The sequence below is a fragment of the Dyella marensis genome (assembly GCF_049532885.1).
GTDB lineage: Bacteria > Pseudomonadota > Gammaproteobacteria > Xanthomonadales > Rhodanobacteraceae > Dyella_D > Dyella_D marensis.
In genome coordinates this window covers 343,271-362,498 of sequence record NZ_CP064029.1, presented here as the reverse complement: position 1 = coordinate 362,498, position 19,228 = coordinate 343,271, and the positions used below count along the sequence as shown (strand labels likewise).

17 protein-coding genes and 1 riboswitch are annotated in these 19,228 nt (G+C 69.1%); of the genes, 7 read left to right on the top strand and 10 right to left on the bottom strand.

Annotation, left to right across the window (positions count from 1 at the left end; all coding sequences use genetic code 11):
- Window positions 1–92 precede the first annotated feature (92 nt).
- Together thiC and ISN75_RS01505 are read right to left on the bottom strand one after the other, a co-directional pair.
- Window positions 93–1,973, bottom strand: coding sequence for a phosphomethylpyrimidine synthase ThiC (gene thiC / locus ISN75_RS01510; RefSeq protein ID WP_167255307.1), 1,881 nt, complete (start codon window positions 1,971–1,973; stop codon window positions 93–95).
- Between the two features lie 80 nt (window positions 1,974–2,053).
- Window positions 2,054–2,148: riboswitch (TPP riboswitch) on the bottom strand.
- 60 nt (window positions 2,149–2,208) lie between these two features.
- Window positions 2,209–2,859 carry a TetR/AcrR family transcriptional regulator gene (locus ISN75_RS01505; RefSeq protein ID WP_167255305.1) on the bottom strand — a complete coding sequence of 217 codons (651 nt, stop codon included), beginning with the start codon at window positions 2,857–2,859 and terminating at the stop codon, window positions 2,209–2,211.
- Window positions 2,860–2,948: 89 nt separating this feature from the next.
- On the opposite strand from ISN75_RS01505, the gene ISN75_RS01500 reads away from it, so the two are divergent.
- The 3 genes from ISN75_RS01500 (at window position 2,949) to ISN75_RS01490 (ending at window position 5,464) form a co-directional block, all read left to right on the top strand.
- Complete coding sequence (locus ISN75_RS01500) at window positions 2,949–3,284, top strand: hypothetical protein (RefSeq protein WP_167255303.1); 336 nt, start codon at window positions 2,949–2,951, stop codon at window positions 3,282–3,284.
- 168 nt (window positions 3,285–3,452) lie between these two features.
- Complete coding sequence (locus tag ISN75_RS01495; RefSeq protein ID WP_167255301.1) at window positions 3,453–4,112, top strand: protein-L-isoaspartate O-methyltransferase family protein; 660 nt, start codon at window positions 3,453–3,455, stop codon at window positions 4,110–4,112.
- A gap of 35 nt (window positions 4,113–4,147) precedes the next feature.
- A complete protein-coding gene (locus tag ISN75_RS01490) occupies window positions 4,148–5,464 on the top strand; it encodes a TolC family outer membrane protein (protein ID WP_168649171.1) in 1,317 nt (438 codons plus the stop codon).
- Between the two features lie 70 nt (window positions 5,465–5,534).
- Here the strand turns inward: ISN75_RS01490 and waaA are convergent, their stop codons facing one another.
- On the bottom strand, window positions 5,535–6,800 hold the full coding sequence (gene waaA, locus ISN75_RS01485) for a lipid IV(A) 3-deoxy-D-manno-octulosonic acid transferase (protein WP_167255297.1): 1,266 nt from the start codon (window positions 6,798–6,800) through the stop codon (window positions 5,535–5,537).
- 104 nt (window positions 6,801–6,904) lie between these two features.
- Here waaA and lpxL point away from each other — a divergent pair, with 104 nt between their 5' ends.
- Together lpxL and ISN75_RS01475 are read left to right on the top strand one after the other, a co-directional pair.
- Window positions 6,905–7,831: an LpxL/LpxP family Kdo(2)-lipid IV(A) lauroyl/palmitoleoyl acyltransferase gene (gene lpxL / locus ISN75_RS01480; protein ID WP_343819135.1), complete on the top strand. Its 927-nt coding sequence runs from the start codon at window positions 6,905–6,907 to the stop codon at window positions 7,829–7,831.
- Between the two features lie 67 nt (window positions 7,832–7,898).
- Complete coding sequence (locus tag ISN75_RS01475; protein ID WP_343819137.1) at window positions 7,899–8,813, top strand: VirK/YbjX family protein; 915 nt, start codon at window positions 7,899–7,901, stop codon at window positions 8,811–8,813.
- Between the two features lie 12 nt (window positions 8,814–8,825).
- Here ISN75_RS01475 and ISN75_RS01470 read toward each other — a convergent pair whose 3' ends face one another.
- The 4 genes from ISN75_RS01470 to ISN75_RS01455 form a co-directional block, all read right to left on the bottom strand.
- On the bottom strand, window positions 8,826–9,617 hold the full coding sequence (locus ISN75_RS01470) for a glycosyltransferase family 2 protein (RefSeq protein WP_167255291.1): 792 nt from the start codon (window positions 9,615–9,617) through the stop codon (window positions 8,826–8,828).
- Entirely contained in the window at window positions 9,607–10,872 is a 1,266-nt protein-coding gene (locus ISN75_RS01465) for an O-antigen ligase family protein (RefSeq protein WP_343819139.1), read from the bottom strand. Before ISN75_RS01465 ends, ISN75_RS01470 begins: the two co-directional genes overlap by 11 nt.
- Window positions 10,873–10,959: 87 nt before the next feature.
- Entirely contained in the window at window positions 10,960–12,087 is a 1,128-nt protein-coding gene (locus ISN75_RS01460) for a glycosyltransferase (protein ID WP_168649168.1), read from the bottom strand.
- 98 nt (window positions 12,088–12,185) lie between these two features.
- Window positions 12,186–12,395: a zinc-finger domain-containing protein gene (locus ISN75_RS01455; protein WP_167255417.1), complete on the bottom strand. Its 210-nt coding sequence runs from the start codon at window positions 12,393–12,395 to the stop codon at window positions 12,186–12,188.
- A 186-nt stretch (window positions 12,396–12,581) separates the two neighbouring features.
- On the opposite strand from ISN75_RS01455, the gene ISN75_RS01450 reads away from it, so the two are divergent.
- A complete protein-coding gene (locus ISN75_RS01450) occupies window positions 12,582–13,832 on the top strand; it encodes a Yip1 family protein (RefSeq protein WP_343819142.1) in 1,251 nt (416 codons plus the stop codon).
- An 88-nt stretch (window positions 13,833–13,920) separates the two neighbouring features.
- On the opposite strand, the gene ISN75_RS01445 is transcribed toward ISN75_RS01450, so the two are convergent.
- The gene (locus ISN75_RS01445) at window positions 13,921–14,505 is read right to left on the bottom strand and encodes a YceI family protein (protein WP_167255283.1); all 585 of its coding nucleotides are present in this window, start codon (window positions 14,503–14,505) and stop codon (window positions 13,921–13,923) included.
- A gap of 52 nt (window positions 14,506–14,557) precedes the next feature.
- On the bottom strand, window positions 14,558–15,154 hold the full coding sequence (locus ISN75_RS01440; protein WP_167255281.1) for a malonic semialdehyde reductase: 597 nt from the start codon (window positions 15,152–15,154) through the stop codon (window positions 14,558–14,560).
- Window positions 15,155–15,286: 132 nt separating this feature from the next.
- On the opposite strand from ISN75_RS01440, the gene ISN75_RS01435 reads away from it, so the two are divergent.
- Entirely contained in the window at window positions 15,287–16,270 is a 984-nt protein-coding gene (locus ISN75_RS01435) for a mitochondrial fission ELM1 family protein (RefSeq protein ID WP_343819144.1), read from the top strand.
- Here ISN75_RS01435 and glnE read toward each other — a convergent pair.
- Entirely contained in the window at window positions 16,267–19,128 is a 2,862-nt protein-coding gene (glnE, locus tag ISN75_RS01430; protein ID WP_343819146.1) for a bifunctional [glutamate--ammonia ligase]-adenylyl-L-tyrosine phosphorylase/[glutamate--ammonia-ligase] adenylyltransferase, read from the bottom strand. The genes ISN75_RS01435 and glnE overlap by 4 nt on opposite strands.
- Window positions 19,129–19,228 lie beyond the last annotated feature (100 nt).

The following is a 19,228-nucleotide window of genomic DNA, read 5'->3' as shown; positions in this document are numbered from 1 at the left end:
CGCGGGATGACGCGGCGAGACAGCGCGGCGCTTCAGAAAAAAGCCGCGCGTCGCAGGGACGCGCGGCTTCGGCCGGGCCAGCGCCTCGCGGCTCAGGCGCGGTGGTAGACCTCCGAACCCTGCTCGCGGAACTCGGCGGCCTTCTCCGCCATGCCCTCGTCCAGCGCGGCGGTCTCGTCGACGCCGTGCTCGGCGGCGTAGTCGCGCACGTCCTGGGTGATCTTCATCGAGCAGAATTTCGGCCCGCACATCGAGCAGAAGTGCGCGGACTTGTGCGCGTCCTTGGGCAGCGTCTCGTCGTGGAATTCCTTGGCCTTTTCCGGATCCAGACCCAGGTTGAACTGGTCGTCCCAGCGGAACTCGAAGCGCGCCTTGGACAGCGCGTTGTCGCGCACCTGCGCGCCGGGGTGGCCCTTGGCGAGATCCGCCGCGTGCGCGGCGATCTTGTAGGCGATGATGCCGTCGCGCACGTCCTGCTTGTTCGGCAGGCCGAGGTGTTCCTTCGGCGTGACGTAGCAGAGCATGGCGGTGCCGAACCAGCCGATCATCGCCGCGCCGATGGCCGAGGTGATGTGGTCGTAGCCCGGCGCGATGTCGGTGGTCAGCGGCCCCAGGGTGTAGAACGGCGCCTCGTGGCACTTCTCCAGCTGGCGCTCCATGTTTTCCTTGATCAGCTGCATCGGCACGTGGCCGGGGCCTTCGATCATGGTCTGCACGTCGTGCTTCCAGGCGATCTGGGTGAGCTCGCCCAGGGTGTCCAGCTCGCCGAACTGGGCGGCGTCGTTGGCGTCGGCCACGCAGCCCGGGCGCAGGCCGTCGCCGAGGCTGAAGGACACGTCGTACGCCTTCATGATTTCGCAGATTTCCTCGAAGTGCGTATAGAGGAAATTCTCACGGTGATGGGCCAGGCACCACTTGGCCATGATCGAGCCGCCGCGCGAGACGATGCCGGTGACGCGCCGGGCCGTGAGCGGCACGAAGCGCAGCAGCACGCCGGCGTGGATGGTGAAGTAGTCCACGCCCTGTTCGGCCTGCTCGACGAGGGTGTCGCGGAACAGCTCCCAGGTGAGTTCCTCGGCCACGCCGCCCACTTTCTCCAGCGCCTGGTAGATCGGCACGGTGCCGATCGGCACCGGCGAGTTGCGGATGATCCACTCGCGGGTTTCGTGGATGTTCTTGCCGGTGCTCAGGTCCATCACCGTGTCGCCGCCCCAGCGGATCGACCACACCAGCTTCTCCACTTCCTCGGCGATGCCGGAGGACACGGCGCTGTTGCCGATGTTGGCGTTGATCTTGGTAAGGAAATTGCGGCCGATGATCATCGGCTCGCTTTCCGGATGGTTGATGTTGGCGGGGATGATCGCGCGGCCGCGGGCCACTTCGTCGCGCACGAATTCCGGCGTGATCAGGCGCGGCAGCGAGGCGCCGAAGGACTGGCCCGGATGCTGGTTGCGCAGCGCGCTCTCGGCCAGCGCCTCGAGCTTCTGGTTCTCGCGGATGGCGATGTATTCCATCTCCGGCGTGACGATGCCCTGGCGCGCGTAGTGCATCTGCGTGACATTGGCGCCGGCCTTGGCGCGCAGCGGCTGGCGCAGGTGATGGCGGAAGCGGATCGGGTCCAGCTTGGCGTCGGCGGCGCGCTGGCGGCCGAAGTCGGAGCTGAGGCCGGTGAGGCGCTCGACGTCGCCGCGCTCTTCGATCCAGGCCGCGCGCAGGGTGGGCAGGCCGGCGGCCAGGTCGACCTGGTAGCTCGGGTCGGTGTACGGGCCGGAGGTGTCGTAGACGGTGACGGGCGGGTTGTCTTCGCCGCCGAACAGGGTGGGCGTCCTGGCCTGGCAGATTTCGCGCAGCGGCACGCGGAGGTCGGGGCGGCTGCCCTGCACGTGGATCTTCCGCGAACCGGGGATCGGCCGGGTAACGGCCTCGGAGAGTTCCTGCGCGGCGCGCGCGAGATCGTTGGGCTGGGCATTCATCGGCGTGGCGTCCTTCGTGAGGCGGGGAAACACGAAGCGGCGGCGCCGGAGGCACGAACTGCCTGGGTTCAGCAGGCTTGGGATCGTGCGGCGAAGCTCCCTACACCGGTGCTAACCGGATCAGGTTCGAAGGGACTCTCTCAGCCGACCGTGGTCGGCACCCCCGCTTCCAGAAGGCTGATATTCAAGCACGAATCGCCGGATACGGGCGAGTACGCGGCGTGAAGAGGGGGATTCAGCGCGGCAGGTAGGCGCGCAGGAAGGTGGACACGCCGGCGCGGGCGTTCGATTCCACCTCGCTGGCGAAGGCGTCCTGGCAGCCGTCGCAGCCGAACATGCGGCGCAGCACGAGGTCGCCCTTGATCAGGGCCAGGAACTGCACGCTGGCCTGGGCGACGTTCTCGATCTCCAGCTTGCCGTCGTCAACCGCCTGTTCCAGCAGGCGTTCCATCAGCTTGTGCGTGCGGGTGGGGCCTTCTTCCCACAGCAGCTTGCCGTAGCGCGGATTGCCCTGGCGGCAGTCGCTGAGGATGGCGCGGAAGGTGCCGACGTTCTTCGGGTCGCAGTCGATGTGGGCGTGGGTCATGGCGACGCGCATGAGCAGGTCGCTGATCTCCGTGGCCGGGTCGTACAGGTAGGTGTCTTCCGGCAGCAGGTCCTGGATGTGCGCGCGGATCACCTCGCGGAACAGGTTGTCCTTGTCGCCGAAGTGGCTGTAGACGGTGAGCTTGGACACGCCCGCCTCGGCGGCCACGGCGTCCATGCTGGTGCCGGCGAAGGCGTTGCGCACGAACAGGCCCTTGGCGGCCTCCAGGATCGCGGCGCGCTTCTCCATGTCCTTAGGGCGGCCAGGACCCTGGGGCTTGGTTTGCGCGATCGTGTTCATGCCGTTCTACACCTTCACAAAGGGATAACCGGGGTTTAGTATACGCGCCGGTTTACTTATTTTCCACCGCCGTCCTGAACGGCCGACCCATGACCTCTACTATCGCAGAACTCACTCTCAGCGGCCCTTATCGCCATGCCCAGCGCATGCTTGCCGCGTGGCTGGAGCATGGCCAGGCGCTTGCCCGCCGCCGCGCTTTCGCCGTGCGCGTGGCGCTGGCCGCGCTGAATGCGCCCGAGCGCCACCGCATCGCGCGCTGGCTGGCGTGGCTGGCGGTCGCGGCGGAAAGCCGCCGGCAGCCGGCCCTGCTGCCGCGCATCCGGCTGCTGGATGCGGCGCTCGGACAAGCGACCGAAGATGCGTTCGCACGCCTGCCGGTGGACATCGCCGCCAAGCGGGCGGATAACCGTCGCCTGACGGCTTGAGTGTCCGCGGACACCGCGCTGCGCATGACTTCCGTCAGCTCGTCGCGGTGACTTCCGGCACTTCGTGGGGAAGCAGGCAAGCTCCAGGCTTTTGAACATTGTCGGGACTGGTCTAAGCGCTTATCCTTTCTGACCTTTTTTCGACTTTGCACGGGACGTAGGCTGACCATGGCGATGAACTTCGAACAGGCGCGGCAGAACATGGTGGAAAACCAGGTGCGCCCCTGGGAGGTGCTGGACGCGCGCGTGCTCGACGTGCTCGGCCGCCTGCACCGCGACCAGTTCGTCGCCCCGGAGCATCGTGCGCTGGCCTATGCCGACGTCGGCCTGCCGATCGGCCATGGCGAGAGCATGCTCAAGCCGGTGCTGGAAGGCCGCGTGCTGCAGGCGCTGGAGCTGAAGGAAACGGAACACGTGCTGGAAATCGGCACGGGCTCGGGCTTCCTCACCGCCTGCATGGCCAGCCTGTCCGGCCATGTCACCAGCGTCGATATCCATGCCGACTTCATCGCCGCCGCGGCGCAGCGCATCGCGCAGGCGGGCATCGACAACGTGACGCTCGCCACGGGCGAGGCGGTCAAGGCCTGGCAGCCTGCCGGCCAGTTCGATGCGGTGGTGGTAACCGGCGCCGTGTATGAAATTCCCCAGCGTTTCCTCGGCTGGCTCAAGCCGGGCGGCCGCCTGCTGGCGGTGCGCGGCGAGTCGCCGGTGCAGCAGATGGTGCTGCTGACCCACGAGGGCGAAGGCCGCTATCGCGAGGAGAGCATCCTCGAGACCGACCTGCCCTACCTGGTGCACGCCGAGCCGCCGCGCAAATTCGTTTTCTGACCTGACCCGATTTCCCATTCCCCAAGAGGCAACCCATGCGTTTGAAGCTTCTGACCCTTGCCCTGGCCCTGACGGCGCTTCCGTTGTCCGGCCACAGCGAGGATTTGCTGGATGCATACCGAGAAGCCCGCGCTAACGATCCGGTGCTGGCGCAGTCCGACGCCAACCGCCAGGCCACCGGCGAGGGCATCACGCAGGCGCGCGCACTGATGCTGCCGCAGCTGAGCGCGGGGTTGACCTTCAACCAGTACAGCGGCAACAACAGCCAGGACTCCGCCGGCGGCCATTCGCGCTCGCGCACCGAGAACGCCACCCTGAGCCAGAGCGTGCTGGACATCAGCAAGTGGACGGGCCTGAAAACCGCCCGCTCGCAGTCCGACGCGCAGGAACAGCTCTACCAGGCCGCGCTGCAGAACCTGTACGTGCGCGTCACGCAGGCCTACTTCGGCGTGCTCACCGCGCAGGACACGCTGACCTTCAACAAGGCCAACGAAGAAGCCTACCGCCAGGCCTACGAGCAGGCGGACCAGCGCTTCAAGGTCGGCCTGGCCGCGATCACCGACGTGTACCAGGCCAAGTCGTACTACGAGCTGGCCAAGGCGCAGACCATCTCCGCCGAGAATTCGCTCAACGACGCCAAGGAAGCGCTGCGCCAGATCACCGGCCAGCCGGTCACCGAGCTGAAGAAGCTGCGCGACGACCTGCCGATGGACGCGCCCTCGCCGGCCGACCCGAACACCTGGGTGGAAGAGGCGCTCAAGCACAACCCGAACGTGCTCTCGCAGCAGTACAGCGTGGAAGCGGCCGAGCACAGCATCGACACGGCGCGCGCCGGCCACCTGCCGACCATCAACGCCACGGTCACCCGCGGCCAGACCAATGCCTGGGCCGAGAACGGCGGCCTGGTCACCCCCGGCAACGGCCGCTGGGGCACCACCGCCGGCCTGACCCTGTCGGTGCCGATCTTCGAAGGCTTCGGCACCCAGTCACGCGTGCGCCAGTCGATCTACAACCGCGACGCGGCGCAGGATTCGCTGGAATCCACCCGCCGCCAGGTCTCGCGCGACACGCTCAACTACTACCGCTCGGTCGGCGCCGGCATCCTGCAGGTGCAGGCGAACCGCGCTTCGGTCGAATCCGGCCAGAAGGCGCTGGAAGCCACCCGCGCCGGCTTCGACGTGGGCACCCAGACCATGCTGAACGTGCTCAACGCGATTCAGACCCTGACCCAGGCGCAGAGCAGCTACTCGCAGGCGCGCCACGCCTTCATCCTCAACAAGCTGCAGCTGAAGCAGTCGGCGGGCACCATCGACATGCCCGACCTGGAAGCGGTCAACGCGCTGCTGCAGTAAGCAGGTTCAGCACGCGCAAACGAAAAGGCCGGGCATTGCCCGGCCTTTTTTCATGCCCTGAACGAGCCGCTCATTCCTGCAGCTGCTTGTCGATCAGCTCCATCACCCGCTGCACCGCGCCGCGCTCGCGGTCGAACACCACCTGCGCATGCAGGCCCATGCTCTTGCGCCGCTCCGCGTCGCGCAGCAGCTGCAGCACGGCGGTGCCCAGCTCGCTGGCGTCGTTGAGGCGCACCGCGGCGCCTTCGCCGATCAGGGTCAGGGTGATTTCCTCGAAATTGAAGGTGTGCGGCCCCACCAGCACCGGCCGCGACAGCGCCGCCGGCTCCAGCACGTTGTGCCCGCCGATCGGCACCAGGCTGCCGCCGACGAAGGCGAGGTCCGCCGCGGCGTAGAACTGCATCAGCTCACCCATGGCGTCGATCACGAACACCTGGTGCGCAGCGGTCGGCACGCGGTCGGCGCTGCGCGTGGCCATGCTGAAACCCAGGCTGCGCACCGCGCTTTCCACCAGCTTGAAACGCTCCGGATGGCGCGGCGCGATCAGCAGCAAGGCGTCCGGCAGGCGCTTGAGCACCTGCAGGTGCGCTTCCAGCACGGGCAGCTCCTCGCCCTCGTGCGTGCTGCCGGCGATCCACACCGGCCGCAGATGGCCCCATTGCCGGCGCAGCTCCTCGCCGGCCTGCACCGCGGCATATGGCACCGGCATGTCGAATTTCAGATTGCCGCTGACCACGATGCGCGCCGGCTCCACCCCCAGCAGCCGGTAGCGCGCCGCGTCGGTGCGCGACTGCGCCGCGATCTGCCGCACGCAGCTCAGCGCCGAGCGCACCAGCCCCTGCAGCGGGCGGTAGCCGCGCAGCGAGCGCTCGGACAGGCGCGCGTTGACGATCATCAGCGGAATGCCGCGCTTCTTGCAGGCGAAGTAGAGATTCGGCCAGATTTCGGTCTCCACGATGATCGCCAGCCGCGGCCGCACCCGCTGCATGAAGCGCGATACCGCGAACGGCAGGTCGTACGGCAGGTACACGTGGTACACGCTGTCGCCGAACAGCTGGCGCACGCGCTCGGAGCCGGTCGGCGTCACCGTGGTCACCACCAGCGGCGCATTGACGTAGGCCTCGCGCAGCGACTTGATCAGGGGCTCGGCCGCATTCACCTCGCCCACCGACACCGCATGCACCCAGATGCTGCCGCGCAGGGTCGGGCCGCGGTAGAAGCCGAAGCGCTCGCGCCAGCGCCGGTGGTAGTCGCGGTAGCGCACGCCGCGCGCCAGCAGCCGCATCACGATGATCGGCGTCACCAGGTACATCGCGAGGGTGTAGAGATAGCGCAACGGCGGGGCTCGAAAGGGCAGGCGCGGCAGTATAGCCAGTGCCTCCGCGCGGGGCAGGCAAACACCCGGCCGCGGCCCCCGCTCTTGCTACAATCGCGGCCCTCATGCCCGGTGCACCTCGTCCCTCCTTCCAAGCCAAGCTGCTGTCCCCGGTCCAATGGCCGGCGTGGCTGGGCGTGGGCATCCTGAAACTGGTCGCACGCCTGCCGCGCCGCGCGCTCATGACCGTGGGCCGCAGGCTGGGCGTGCTTATCCAGCATTTCCCCTCGCGCCGCCGGCACATCGCCGAAGTGAACATCGCGCTGTGCTTTCCGGAGCTGTCCGCGCCGGAGCGGGCCGCCCTGGTGGACGCGCACCTGCGCGACATCGGTCTGATGATGATGGAGTTCGCGCTGGGCTGGATGGGCACCGAGCGCGCGATCGAACGCGTGCCGGTGACGCTGGAAGGCCTGGAGCACCTGGAAGCCGCGCGGGCGCAGGGCAAGGGCGTGCTGCTGGTCGGCGGGCATTTCTCGCATCTGGAGCTGTGCGCGCGGCTGGTATCGCGGCATATCCGCATCGCCGGCATGTACCGGCGCATGGATTCGGCGGTGTTCGAATGGGCCGTGCTGCGCGCGCGCCTGGACTACGCCGCCGCCATGTTCGACAAGGACGACATCCGCGGCACGGTGAAGTACCTGCGCAGCGGCGGCACGCTGTGGTACGCGCCCGACCAGGACATGCGCAGCAAGGACAATGTCTTCGTGCCGTTCTTCGGCGTGCCGGCGGCGACCATCACCGCGACGCATCACCTGGCGCGCCTGTCCGGTGCGCTGGTCGTTCCGTTTTTCCATCGCCGCCTGCCCGACGGCCGCGGCTATGCACTGCGCCTGGGTGCGCCGCTGCAGGATTTCCCCAGCAGTGACGCCGCGTTCGACACCGCGCGCGTGAATGCGAGCATCGAGCAGATGGTGCGCGAAGCGCCCGAGCAATACCTGTGGGTGCACAAGCGCTTCAAGACGCGCCCGCCGCGCAGCCCGGAAGTTTATTGAGCCGCGACAGGCAGGCGACAGACTGCTCAAGTACAAGGCATGCGCGGTTTCCCCATTCTTGCGCGCCATGTCCATTCGTTTGTTCTTGCGCTCGCTACGCCATCGTCATGACTGGCGCGGCGCCGCGCCAAAACGCATCGCCTCCGGGCTGAAATACCTGCTGCGCTGCGCCCGCATGGCGCGGCGGCAATCCGCGTGGCTGCAATTCGTGTACGGCTCGCCGCGGCTCAGCGCGATCCTCGCGCAGGATCCGCGGCTGCTGGAGCGTTGGCATCACCATTACATCAATCGCCGGTTCGGCCGCGCGCGCCGGATGGAGATCGTCGCCGATCATTTCCGCTTCGCCTTCGTGCAGTTGCCCGAAGACATGGCCGACGGCGTCTATCTGCACGGCGGCTACCGCATTGGCGCGCTGACGCTGAAGGACAACAGCGAGCTGCGCATCGAACTGCGCCGCCCCACCGGCCGCAGCCGCGAAGGCGAGCTGGCGCTGTGCCTGACCAACAGCAGCGACCAGATGCTGTCCTCCGCGGTATTCACCGTGGCCGACGAAGGCAGCAGCCTGCTGATCGGCTGCATGCAGGGCGCGTCGGCGGAGCTGGGTCGCGAAGCGGTGCGCGAGCTGACCAGGCAGTGCCATGGCCTGCGCCCGAAGAATCTGCTGTTCTCGCTGCTGCTGGCTTTCGCCGCCGAATACGGCATCGAACGCGTGCGCGGCATCGCCAATCTGGCGCATCCGTTCGCCGGCGAGGCGGACAAGATCAAGGCCGACTACGACGCCTTCTGGCAGGAATGCCAGGGCGAGCCGCTCACTGACGGCTTCTACGCCCTGCCCGCGCAGGAGCCGCTGCGCGACGAGACCCAGGTCGAGAGCAAGCACCGCTCCGCCTTCCGCAAGCGCGAGGCGCTGCGGCGCGAGGCCTGCGGGCTGCTGATCACGGCGCTGCGCGGCCAGGTGTGGCCGCTGGACCGGGCGGCATAAGCCAATGGACGGCTAAACGTCCTTGCGCTCCGGCGCAGGGATACGTGTTTCCCTCTGCTCCGCCCGCGTCGCCTCGTAAAGCTTGGCGTACTTCAGGAACGCATAGAACGCGTGGATGCGCGCGGCGATAAAGCCCGCCCAGCCCGAGCGGTAATGCCCGCGCAGCAGGTAGTAGCGGAAGAACGCGGCCCAGGCATTGGTGAGCATGCGCAGGCGCAGGCCGCTGGCGCGGCGGCCGGCCAGGTCCGCCACCTGCAGGCTGGAATAGCGGTTGGCCTTGTCCACTCGGCCGGCGATGTCGCGCTCGCCGTAGTGGTCCATCACCAGGTCCAGCACGCCGACGCTGCCGTCGACAGTGACTTCCTCGTGCACGCGGTGGCCGCTCATGCGCGCGCGGCGGCGGTCGAACAGGCGCACGTAGTGATTGAGGCGGCTGCGCGGCGACTGCCATTGCCAGAAGATCCATTCGCGGCGCCACAGCAGGTAGCCGGCATGCGCCGGCTGCGCGAGCACGTGCTGGATGATCTGCGCGGCGTTCGCCGGCATGGCTTCGTCGGAGTCGAGCAGCAGCACCCAGTCGTGCCGCGCCAGGTCGATGGCCGCCTGCTTCTGCGCGCTGTAGCCGGCGAAGGGCTGGCTCTCGACGCGCGCGCCGTAGTGCGCGGCGATGGCGAGCGTAGCGTCGGTGGAGCCCGAATCCAGCACCACCACCTCGTCGGCCCAGCGCACGCTGGCCAGGCAGGCGTCGAGCGTGGCGGCGCTGTTGTAGCTGGTCAGCACCACCGACAGGGGCTCACGCGCCATCGGCGTCCTCCGCGGCCACGTACAGGCTGGCGCACCACAGGCCCAGCACCCAGGCGAACAGCAGGCCCCACCACGCCGAATAGAAAGCCAGATGGGTATTGAGCGGGAACAGCATCACGCCCAGCGCCACCGTGGCGGGAAATGCGCGGGCGCGCGCCGCCGCTCCCGCCGCATGCCAGCGGCGTATCGCCAGCACCGCGCCGGCCAGCCACAGCGCGAGGCCGGCCAGGCCGGTTTCGCTCAGCACTTCCAGCACCACCTGGTGCGCATGGCAGGCGCCCTCGCCCGCGCCGCAGTTCTCGCCGGTGGCCACGAAGTGGTCGTCCGGCGGCGCCACCTGGCGATAGACGTAGCGATAGCCGCGCACGCCGACGCCGTTGAGCGGATGCGCTTCGAACATCCACCAGCTGGTGCGCCAGATATCCAGCCGTCCGCTGAGCGCCGTATCCACCGCGTGGTCCGACGCCCGGAAGGCGAGCAAGGTCTTTTCCATGCGCGCGTGGAAACGCTCCGAGGTCTTCCATGCCAGTCCGCCGGCGGCCGCGGCGACCAGGGTGCCGGCGCAGCAGATCAGCACGAAGCGCCTGGCCGAGCCGGCCTCGCGCCAGGCGAAGGCCAGCACCACCAGCGCGTAGGTAAGCCACGATGCACGCGATCCTGAGAGCAGCACCGGCCCGAGCAAGGCCAGCGCGGCCAGCCCCAGCCCCAGCCGTCCCCAGCGCCAGCGCGCGGCCCATAGCGCGAACGGCGCCAGCACGGCGAGCGAGGGGCCGAGCTTGAGATTGTCGGCGCCGAAAATGCCGGACACGCGCTCCTGCTCCGCATGCCCGCCCAGGCTCCAGCCGGTCAGCGCCTGCACCCAGGCATCCAGTACCCACACGGCGAGCACGGCGGCGACGGCGACATAAAGCGCATCGAGCTTGCCGGCGCGGCGGATGGCGAAGCACGCATACAGCCCCAGCGGCACGTAGCGCAGCAGCGCCGCCACGGTCGACCAGCTCTTGCCCGGCGCCACCGCCCCGAAGCACGACAGCAGCGCCGCGCCGATATACGCGCCCAGCAGCCACAGCAGCAGCCGCGCGCCGGCATGCTCGCCCAGCGCGCGCGGATGCCGCGCGAACAGCAGCACGACGCCGAGCAGGCACAGGAAGGTGCCCAGCTCCGAGCTGCGCCCGAACGGCAGCAGCGCGATCACCAGCCAGAACGGCAACAGCGGCGAGCGCAGGGCGGCCTTGAGCGCAGGGAGAACAGGCATGCGGGAACCCGGTAGGAAAAGCCGGGGCATTGTAGGCGAGCCGCCACCCTGCTCGTCATTCCGGCGCAGGCCGGAATGACGAGCGGGTCAGCCGGCGACCACTTCCTCGTACAGCGCCAGCGTGGCCTGCTGCATGTCCGACAGGCGGTAGCTCTGCAGCATCGGGATCGGCGGCGCCACGCGCAGCAGCTCGGCCGCGCGCTCCACCAGGCGTTCGCGGTCGCCGACCGGCACGCGGCCGGCCGGATACAGCTCGGCCAGCAGCTCGCCGACGCCGCCGTGGGCATAGCCCAGCACGGGGCGGCACAGCGACAGCGCCTCGACCACGGTGCGGCCGAAGGATTCGGGCTTGTTCGACAGCTGCAGCACCAGCGCCGACACGGCGTAGATGTCGCGCACGTCGTTGCGCGGCGGGGTCAGCACCACCTGGGACTCGATGCCGCGCGCACTGATCAGCTCGCGCAGCTCGGCCACGTAGGCTTCGCGGCCCGGCTCGATCACGCCCAGCAGCAGCAGGCGCGCGTCGATGCCGCGGCGCTTGAGTTCCGCGATCAGCTCGACGGCGTCGTGATGGCCCTTCAGCCGCGTGCCGCGGCCCGGCAGGGTCAGCAGCGGCGCGCCGGCCAAGCGCGGGAATTCGGTGAAGAAGGCCTTCTGCCAGGCATCGTCGGGGCGATGGCCGTACGGAAACGCCTCAGGGTCGATGCCGCGGGGAATCACCCGCACGCGCGAGGGTTCCAGCCAGCGGTAGTGGCTGAGCACGTAGTCGCGCAGGGTCTGCGAGACGGCGATCACCCGCTCGCCGCGCAGCATGATGGAGCTGTAGCGCCCGGGCGTATTCAAGCCGTGCACGGTGGTAACGAAATGCGGGCGCGGCTGCAGCCCGCGGATCGCCCACCAGCCCAGCCAGGCCGGCAGGCGCGAGCGGGCGTGCACGATGTCCGGCTTCAGCTGCGCCAGCACGCGGCGCAGGGCGCCCACCCGCAGCAGGGTGCGCAGCGACTTGCGGCCGATGTCCAGGCTGATGTGCTCGCTGCCCTCGGCTTCCAGCTGGCCGGCCAGGCGGCCGCCGGCGGAGATCACCACCGAACGGTGACCGGCCTGCACCAGCGCGCGCGCGACTTCCAGCGCCGACCGCTCGGCCCCACCGGACTGCAGGGCCGGGATCAGCTGGACCACGGTCAGCGACCGGGCTGGCGCGGCAACGGCGGACATGGACGGTTCGAGTAAAGCCTTCATCCTTGGGGACAAGCAGCAATCGTGCCGATTGCCGCCTGAAGTTCGATGCGGTGCCTTGCCTGGCCCCGGCCGGTTCAGTCGTTCAGGACGTAACGCGCGCCGCAGTAGGGACAGCTGGATTCGCCGCCGTCCTCGACGATCGGCAGGTACACCTTCGGGTGCGAGTTCCACAGCGCCATGCCGGGCAGCGGGCAGGACAAGGGAAGGTCCTTGCGCGTCACTTCATAACGATTTTCGGCATTGGCCAAAATCTGCCGTGCGGGCTCGGCGGGGGAAGCGGGCATGGGATCAAGCTCCAGACTGGACATCGGGCCGACAATGGTAGCAGGCTGCACCGCCCGGCCGGCGCGGCGGGCACAGGGAAGAAACATGCTGTGAACCGGCTCCGGGCCGATTGTCATCGGGCGGCTGCATCATCGGCTGCCCCGGCGGACCACCGCCGCACCATCCAGCTTGAAGGGGAACATCCAATGGATTTCGGAAAGATCATGGCCCGCGCGCGGGCGATCCTCACCACGCCCAAGACCGAATGGCCGGTCATCGCCGCGGAGCCGGCCACCGTGCAGGGCCTCTATACCAGCTACATCCTGGTGCTGGCCGCGCTGCCGGCCGTCGCCGGCTTCATCAAGAACAGCCTGATCGGCGTCAGCCTGATGGGCATGACCTGGCGCGCGCCGTTCGGCTCCGGCCTGGCCGGCATGGTGCTGCAGTACGTGCTGTCGCTGGTGCTGGTCTATGTGATGTCGCTGATCGTCAACGCGCTGGCGCCAAGCTTCGGCGGCCAGAAAGAGCCGGTGCAGGCGCTGAAAGCCGTGGCCTATGCCTGGACCGCCAGCTGGGTCGCCGGCGCTGCGGTGATCCTGCCCTGGATCGGCTGGCTGATCGCCATCGCCGGCGGCATCTACTCGATCTACCTGCTCTACCTGGGCCTGTCGGCCACCATGCAAAGCCCGGTGGAGAAGACGGCCGGCTATACGGCCGTGAGTATCATCATCGGCATCGTGCTGGGCTGGATCGTCAGCATGATCGTGGCCGGCGTGGTCGGCACCGCGGCACTGACCGGCGCCGCCATGAGCGGCGGCCACGTCACCTTCAGCGGCGACAACGGCAGCGTCACCGTCGACAAGGACAGCGCGGCCGGCAAGCTGGCCGAGATGGGTGCGCGCGCCGAGCAGGCCAGCAAGGAGCTGGAGGCCGCGCAGAAGTCCGGCGACACCTCCGCCCAGCAGGCCGCGATGAGCAAGATGATGGGCAACGACGGCAACGTGCAGTCGCTGTCGGCCGACCAGATCAAGGCCTTCCTGCCCGACAGCGCCGGGGGCCTCAAGCGCCAGAGCCTGTCGGCCGAGCGCAGCGCCGGCGTGGGCGTGCAGATCACCGTCGCGCACGGCCAGTACGGCGACGGCAGCCGCAACATCGAGCTGGAAATCTCCGACACCGGCAGCATGAAGGGCATGATGGCGGTGGCCAATGCCTTCGCCGCCGAGTCCGAGCAGCAGACCGACAACGGCTACGAGAAGACCTACAGCAAGGACGGCCGCCTGGTGCACGAGTCCTGGGACAAGGTCAACAAGACCGGCGACTACACCGTGGTGGTCGGCCAGCGCTTCTCGGTGAAGGCCAGCGGCAACGCGGAGATCGACCAGCTCAAGGACGCCGTCAACAGCGTGGACCTGAGCAAGCTGGAGTCGCTGAAGAACGAAGGCGTCAGCAAGAACTGACGCCCCGCCGGCAACGCGCAAATAAAAAGCCCGCGCCATCACGGCGCGGGCTTTTTTCATGCGGCGCCGCGAACGGCGCCGGCATGCATCAATCCGCCTTCGGCACCGAAGCCTCGGTGGTGATGTGGATCTTGATCTCGTCGCTGACGTTCGGCACGTAGGCGCCCATGCCGAAATCCGAGCGCTTCACCGTGGTGCTGGCGTCGAAACCCACGGTCTGCACCTTCAGCATCGGGTGCACGCCGCTCTTGTTGAGCTTGGCGTCCAGCACCACCGGCTTGGTCACGCCGTGCACGGTCAGGTCGCCGGTCACCTTGTACTTGCCGCCGCCGAGCGACTGCACCTTGGTGCTCTTGAAGGTGATGTTGGCGAACTTGTCGGCGTCGAAGAAATCCGGCTTCTTCAGGTGCTCGTCCAGCTTGGACACGTGGGTGTCCAGGTTGGCCAGCGGCAGGGTCACTTCGACCGAGGACTTGGCTGCGTCCTTCTCGTCGAACACCAGGGTGCCTTCGCCCAGGCCCAGGTTCGCGGTCGGGTTGGAGAAGCCGAAGTGGTTCCAGCTGAACAGCACATTGGTGTGGCCCGGGTCGAGCTTGTAGGTGACCGGGTCGGCCTGCGCGGTGACGGCGGCGCCGATCAGGCCGGCGAGAACGAGGTAACGAAGTGCACGCATGGGTAGTTCTCCGTGGAAGAGGGGGCTGCGGTTAAAGGCGGACGCATCGCGCTCAGGCGATGCGGCACGCCTCCTCGAACGACAGGCGCGGGTTGCGCGGGAACAGGTCGCGGCTGGCATCGCCGTAACCGAGATTGATCAGGAAGTTGGACTTCACGCTGGGCGTATCGGCGAAGAACGCCTTGTCCACGCCGGCGTTGTCGAAGCCGGACATCGGGCCGCAGTCCAGGCCCACCGCGCGCGCCGCGATGATCAGGTAGGCGCCCTGCAGGGTAGCGTTGCGGAATGCGGTGGTGTCGATCATCGGCTGGTTGCCGACGAACCAGCTGCGCGCATCGGCATGCGGGAACAGGCGCGGCAGGTGCTCGTAGAACTCGTGGTCGACGCCGACGATGGCGGTGACCGGCGCCTTCATGGTCTTGGCGCGGTTGCCTTCGGACAGGAACGGCTCCAGCTTGGCCTTGGCCTCGGCCGACTTCACGAACACGATGCGCGCCGGCGAGGAGTTGGCGCTGGTGGGGCCGAACTTGGCCAGCTCGTAGACCTGGCGCAGCACCTCGTCGCTCACCGGCTTGTCCAGGAAGGCGTTGTAGGTGCGGGCCTCGCGGAACAGCTGGTCGAGGGCGGCCTCGGAAAGCAACTCGCTCATGGGTATCCTTCGATAGAACGCGCCGGGCGGCGCCGTGGCCCCGAAGTGTACGGGCACGCAAGGGCGAACAGGACTGGGCCGGACAGAACGTACTGTGGCGAGAATCGAAACAATCCCGGGCCAGCACCCCGCATGACCAGGCTGCACGGCGAATGCTTGGTGGTCACCGACGGCCGCGCCGGCAACGACCGCCAGGCCCTGGCCCTGGCCGAAGCGCTGGGCCTGCCGTTCCGCCATCTGGTGCTGGGACTGCGCGCGCCCTGGTCCTGGTTCGCGCCGCGCCTGCTGCCCGGCGGCCGCTTCGCCCTGCCCGCGCCGCAGCGCCGCGGCATCGTGGTGCCGCCGTGGCCGGCGGTGATCGTCGGCTGCGGCCGCGCGGCGGCGTATTACACGCGGCTGGTGCGCGAACTGTCCGAAGGCGGCAGCTATGCGGTGCAGATTCTCGATCCGCGTATCGATCCGCGGCATTGGGACACGGTGATCGCGCCACGCCATGACGGCCTGGACGGACCGAACGTGCTGCATCCGCTGGGCTCGCTCAATCCGGTCGACGACGCCTGGCTGGCCGAAGGCCGCGACGTCTGCCCCGCCTTCGGCGACTTGCCGCAGCCGCGCGTCGCGGTGCTGGTGGGCGGGCCGCGCAAGGGGATTCCGATCGACGCTGCGTATGCCCACGCCCTGGCCGAGCGGCTGGTGGCGCAGCAGCGGCGCGACGGCGGCAGCCTGCTGGTGCTGGCCTCGCGCCGCACGCCGGCCGGCGTGGTCGCGGTGCTGCGCGAACGCCTCGCCGGCATTCCCGGCGTGGTGTGGAGCAGCGAGGAAGACGGCGCCAATCCCTACCCCGCCGCCATGGGCTGGGCCGACCGGCTGGTGGTGACGCCGGACTCGATCAACATGCTTTCCGAAGCCTGCGCCATCGGCTGCGCGGTGCAGACCCTGGTGCGCGCACCGCTGCCCGGCAAATTCGCGCGGTTCCACCAGGCGCTGCGCGAAGCGGGGCTGCTGCACGGGCTGGACGACACGCCGCCCGCACGGCAGACGCCGCTGCGCGAAACCCGCGCCATCGCCGAGACGGTGCGCCAGCGCATCGCGGCGCGCAACGCCAGCCGCAGCTAGACCGTCGTCGCCTTCGCGGCGAACGCGAAGCCGAGCTCCGCCGTCACCCGCCGCACTTCTTCGCTCAATGCATCCAGCGCCGGCTCGCGCGGCGCGATGCGCGAACGCAGGTCCAGCGTGCAGGCCAGCGCACGGCGCAGCAGTTCGCCATGCGCGCGCGCGAACACCTCGGCTTGCGCATCGTCGAGCAGGCCGCTGGTGCGGCAGGCTTCGATCAGCGCCGCGTTCGCGGTGGACAGCAGCAGCAGCGGCCGCTCCGCCGCGTGCGCCAGCACCAGGCCCTGCAGGGCGAACTCGATATCGAGCAGGCCGCCGTGGCCTTGCTTCAGATCGAACAGGCGCTCGTCGGAACGGTCGCGCTCGGCGCGCCAGCGCCGGCGCATGTCGCTGACGTCGGCCAGCACGCGGGCACGCTCGCGCGGCACGGCGAGGATCTCGCGGCGCACGTCGAGCAACTCCGCATTCAACGCGGCATCGCCGGCCACCGGGCGGGCGCGCAGCAACGCCTGGTGTTCCCACGTCCATGCGCGGCTGCGCTGGTATTCGGCGAAGGCTTCCAGGCTGCTGACGAGCAGACCCTTGGAACCGTCGGGACGCAGCCGCGTATCCACTTCGTACAGACGCCCGGCGCGGGTCAGCACGGTCAGCCAGTTCATCACGCGCTGCGCCAGGCGCTGGTACCAGCGCGAGCCTTCGATCGGGCGCGCGCCATCGCTCATCGCATGGGCGCGGCGGGTGTCGTAGACGAAGACCAGGTCCAGGTCGGAGGCGAAGCCCAGCTCCTCGCCGCCGAGGCTGCCGTAGCCGAGCACGGCGAAGCCGCTGCCTTCGCCCGGCAGGCGGCCGTGCTGTTCGGTGAGTTCGCGTTCCGCCAGCGCCATCACCGCGATCACCACCGACTCCGCCAGCGCACCGAGGCGGCGCGCCGTGGCGACCGCGTCGGCGCGGCCGTCGTTGAAGGCCAGGCCGAGGCGGAACGCCGTGCTGGCCTTGAATTCGTTGATGCGCTCCAGCTCCGCTTCGGCCTCGCGCTCGTCCAGCGTGCCCAGCACGCGGCTGATTTCCGCGCTGATATCGGCGCGCTTGAGCGGCAGTTGGTCGATGCGCGGATCGAGCACGTCGTCCAGCAGCAGCGGCTGCGCGATCACGCGCTCGGCGAGGAAGGCGCTGCGTGCGAACAGGTCGGCCAGGCGTCGCCGCGCCGCCGGCTGTTCTTCCAGCAAGGCCAGATACGAGGAGCGCCGCGCCACCGCCTGCACCAGCCGGCACAGGCGCAGCAGGCCCGGCACCGGCGCCGCGCTGTCGCGCGCCAGCGCCAGCAGCTGCGGCATCAGGCGGTCGAGCTGTTCGCGCGAACGCGGCGGCATGGCGCGCACCGTTGCGGCCTGCGGCAGCTTGAGCAGCGCCTCGGCGGCTTCGGCGCCGGGCTGGAAACCTGCCGCTTCGAGCAGGCCGGGATCGATCTCTTCCGCGCAGACGCGCCGCCACAGCGCCACGTCTTCCACCGGCACGCTCGCGGTGCGGCCGCCCTGCGGCACCAGCACCTCGGCGAATTCCTCGCTGACCACGGCGCGATGGCGCGCCAGTTCCGCCGCCAGCGCTTCCCACGAGGCATGGCCCAGGCCGAGCGCGATGCGCTCGCGGCTCAGTGCGTCTTCGGGGATGTCGTGCGTCTGCGCGTCGCGCAGCATCTGCACGCGGTTTTCCACCCGGCGCAGGAACACATAGGCCTCGCGCAGCGCCTTGGCGCGCGAGGCGGCGATATGGCCGCGCGCCTCGCAGGCGGTCAGCGCCGGCAGCAGGCCGCGCACGCGCAGGCTCGGTTCGCGGCCGCCGCGGATCAGCTGGGTGAGCTGCACGATGAATTCGACTTCGCGGATGCCGCCGGGGCCGAGCTTGAGATTGTCGGCCAGGTCCTTGCGCGCCACCTCGGCGTCGATCAGCGCCTTCATTTCGCGCAGGCCGGCGAAGGCGGTGTAGTCCAGGTATTTGCGGAACACGAACGGCCGCAGCAGTTCCTGCAGCTGCTTGCCCGCGTTACGGTCGCCGGCTACCGGGCGCGCCTTGATCCAGGCGTAGCGTTCCCAGTCGCGGCCTTCGCTCTGGTAGTACTGCTCCATCGCGCTGAACGGCAGCGCGAGGCGACCCGCATTGCCGAACGGGCGCAGGCGCAGATCGACGCGCGCGCAGATGCCGTCGACGGTGGGCTCGGCCAGCAGGCGCACCAGCTGGCGGCCCATGCGCACGAAGTATTCGCTGTTGTCGAGCGGCCGCGGGCCGTCGCTCTGGCCGCTGTGCGGATAGGCCAGCACCAGGTCGATATCGGAGGAGAAATTCAGCTCGCTGCCGCCGAGCTTGCCGAAGCCGACCACCACCATGCGCTGCAGGACGCCCTCGTGGTCGCGGCCGTGGCCATAGCGCGCGGCCAGCGCGCGTTCGGACCAGCCCAGCGCGGCGCCCAGCAGCGCCTCGTAGAGCACGCTGGTGGCGGACAGCGTCTCGGGCAATTCGTCCAGCCCGTTGACGTCGCGGAACACCAGGCGCAGCGCCTCGGCGTGGCGGAAGCGGCGCAGCGTGGCCATGCAGGCGGCTTCGTCCGGATCGAGCCTGAGCGTCTCGATGCGCGTGCTGGCGTCGCCACCGGCGCGCAAGCGTTCCAGCCCCTGCGGCGCCAGCAGCTGCGGCTGGCGGAACCAGATGTCGTAGGCGAAATCGCTGGCCAGCAGGGCGCGGCGGATGCGCTCGGCCACGCCGGCGTCGTCGTGCAGCGCAACACCGGCCAGGCGGCAGCGCGCGGCCAGTTCGGCGTAGCGGTCGTCGATCAGGGCGCGTAGCGCCGGGGATTCCTTGGGCTGCATCCGGACATTGTGCCTTCCGCGCCGGTGTGCCGTCTGCGCCCGTCCGCGCGATGCCAAGATGACCGGCAGATGACCGCGAGATCCTGCACGGCAGGGGCTC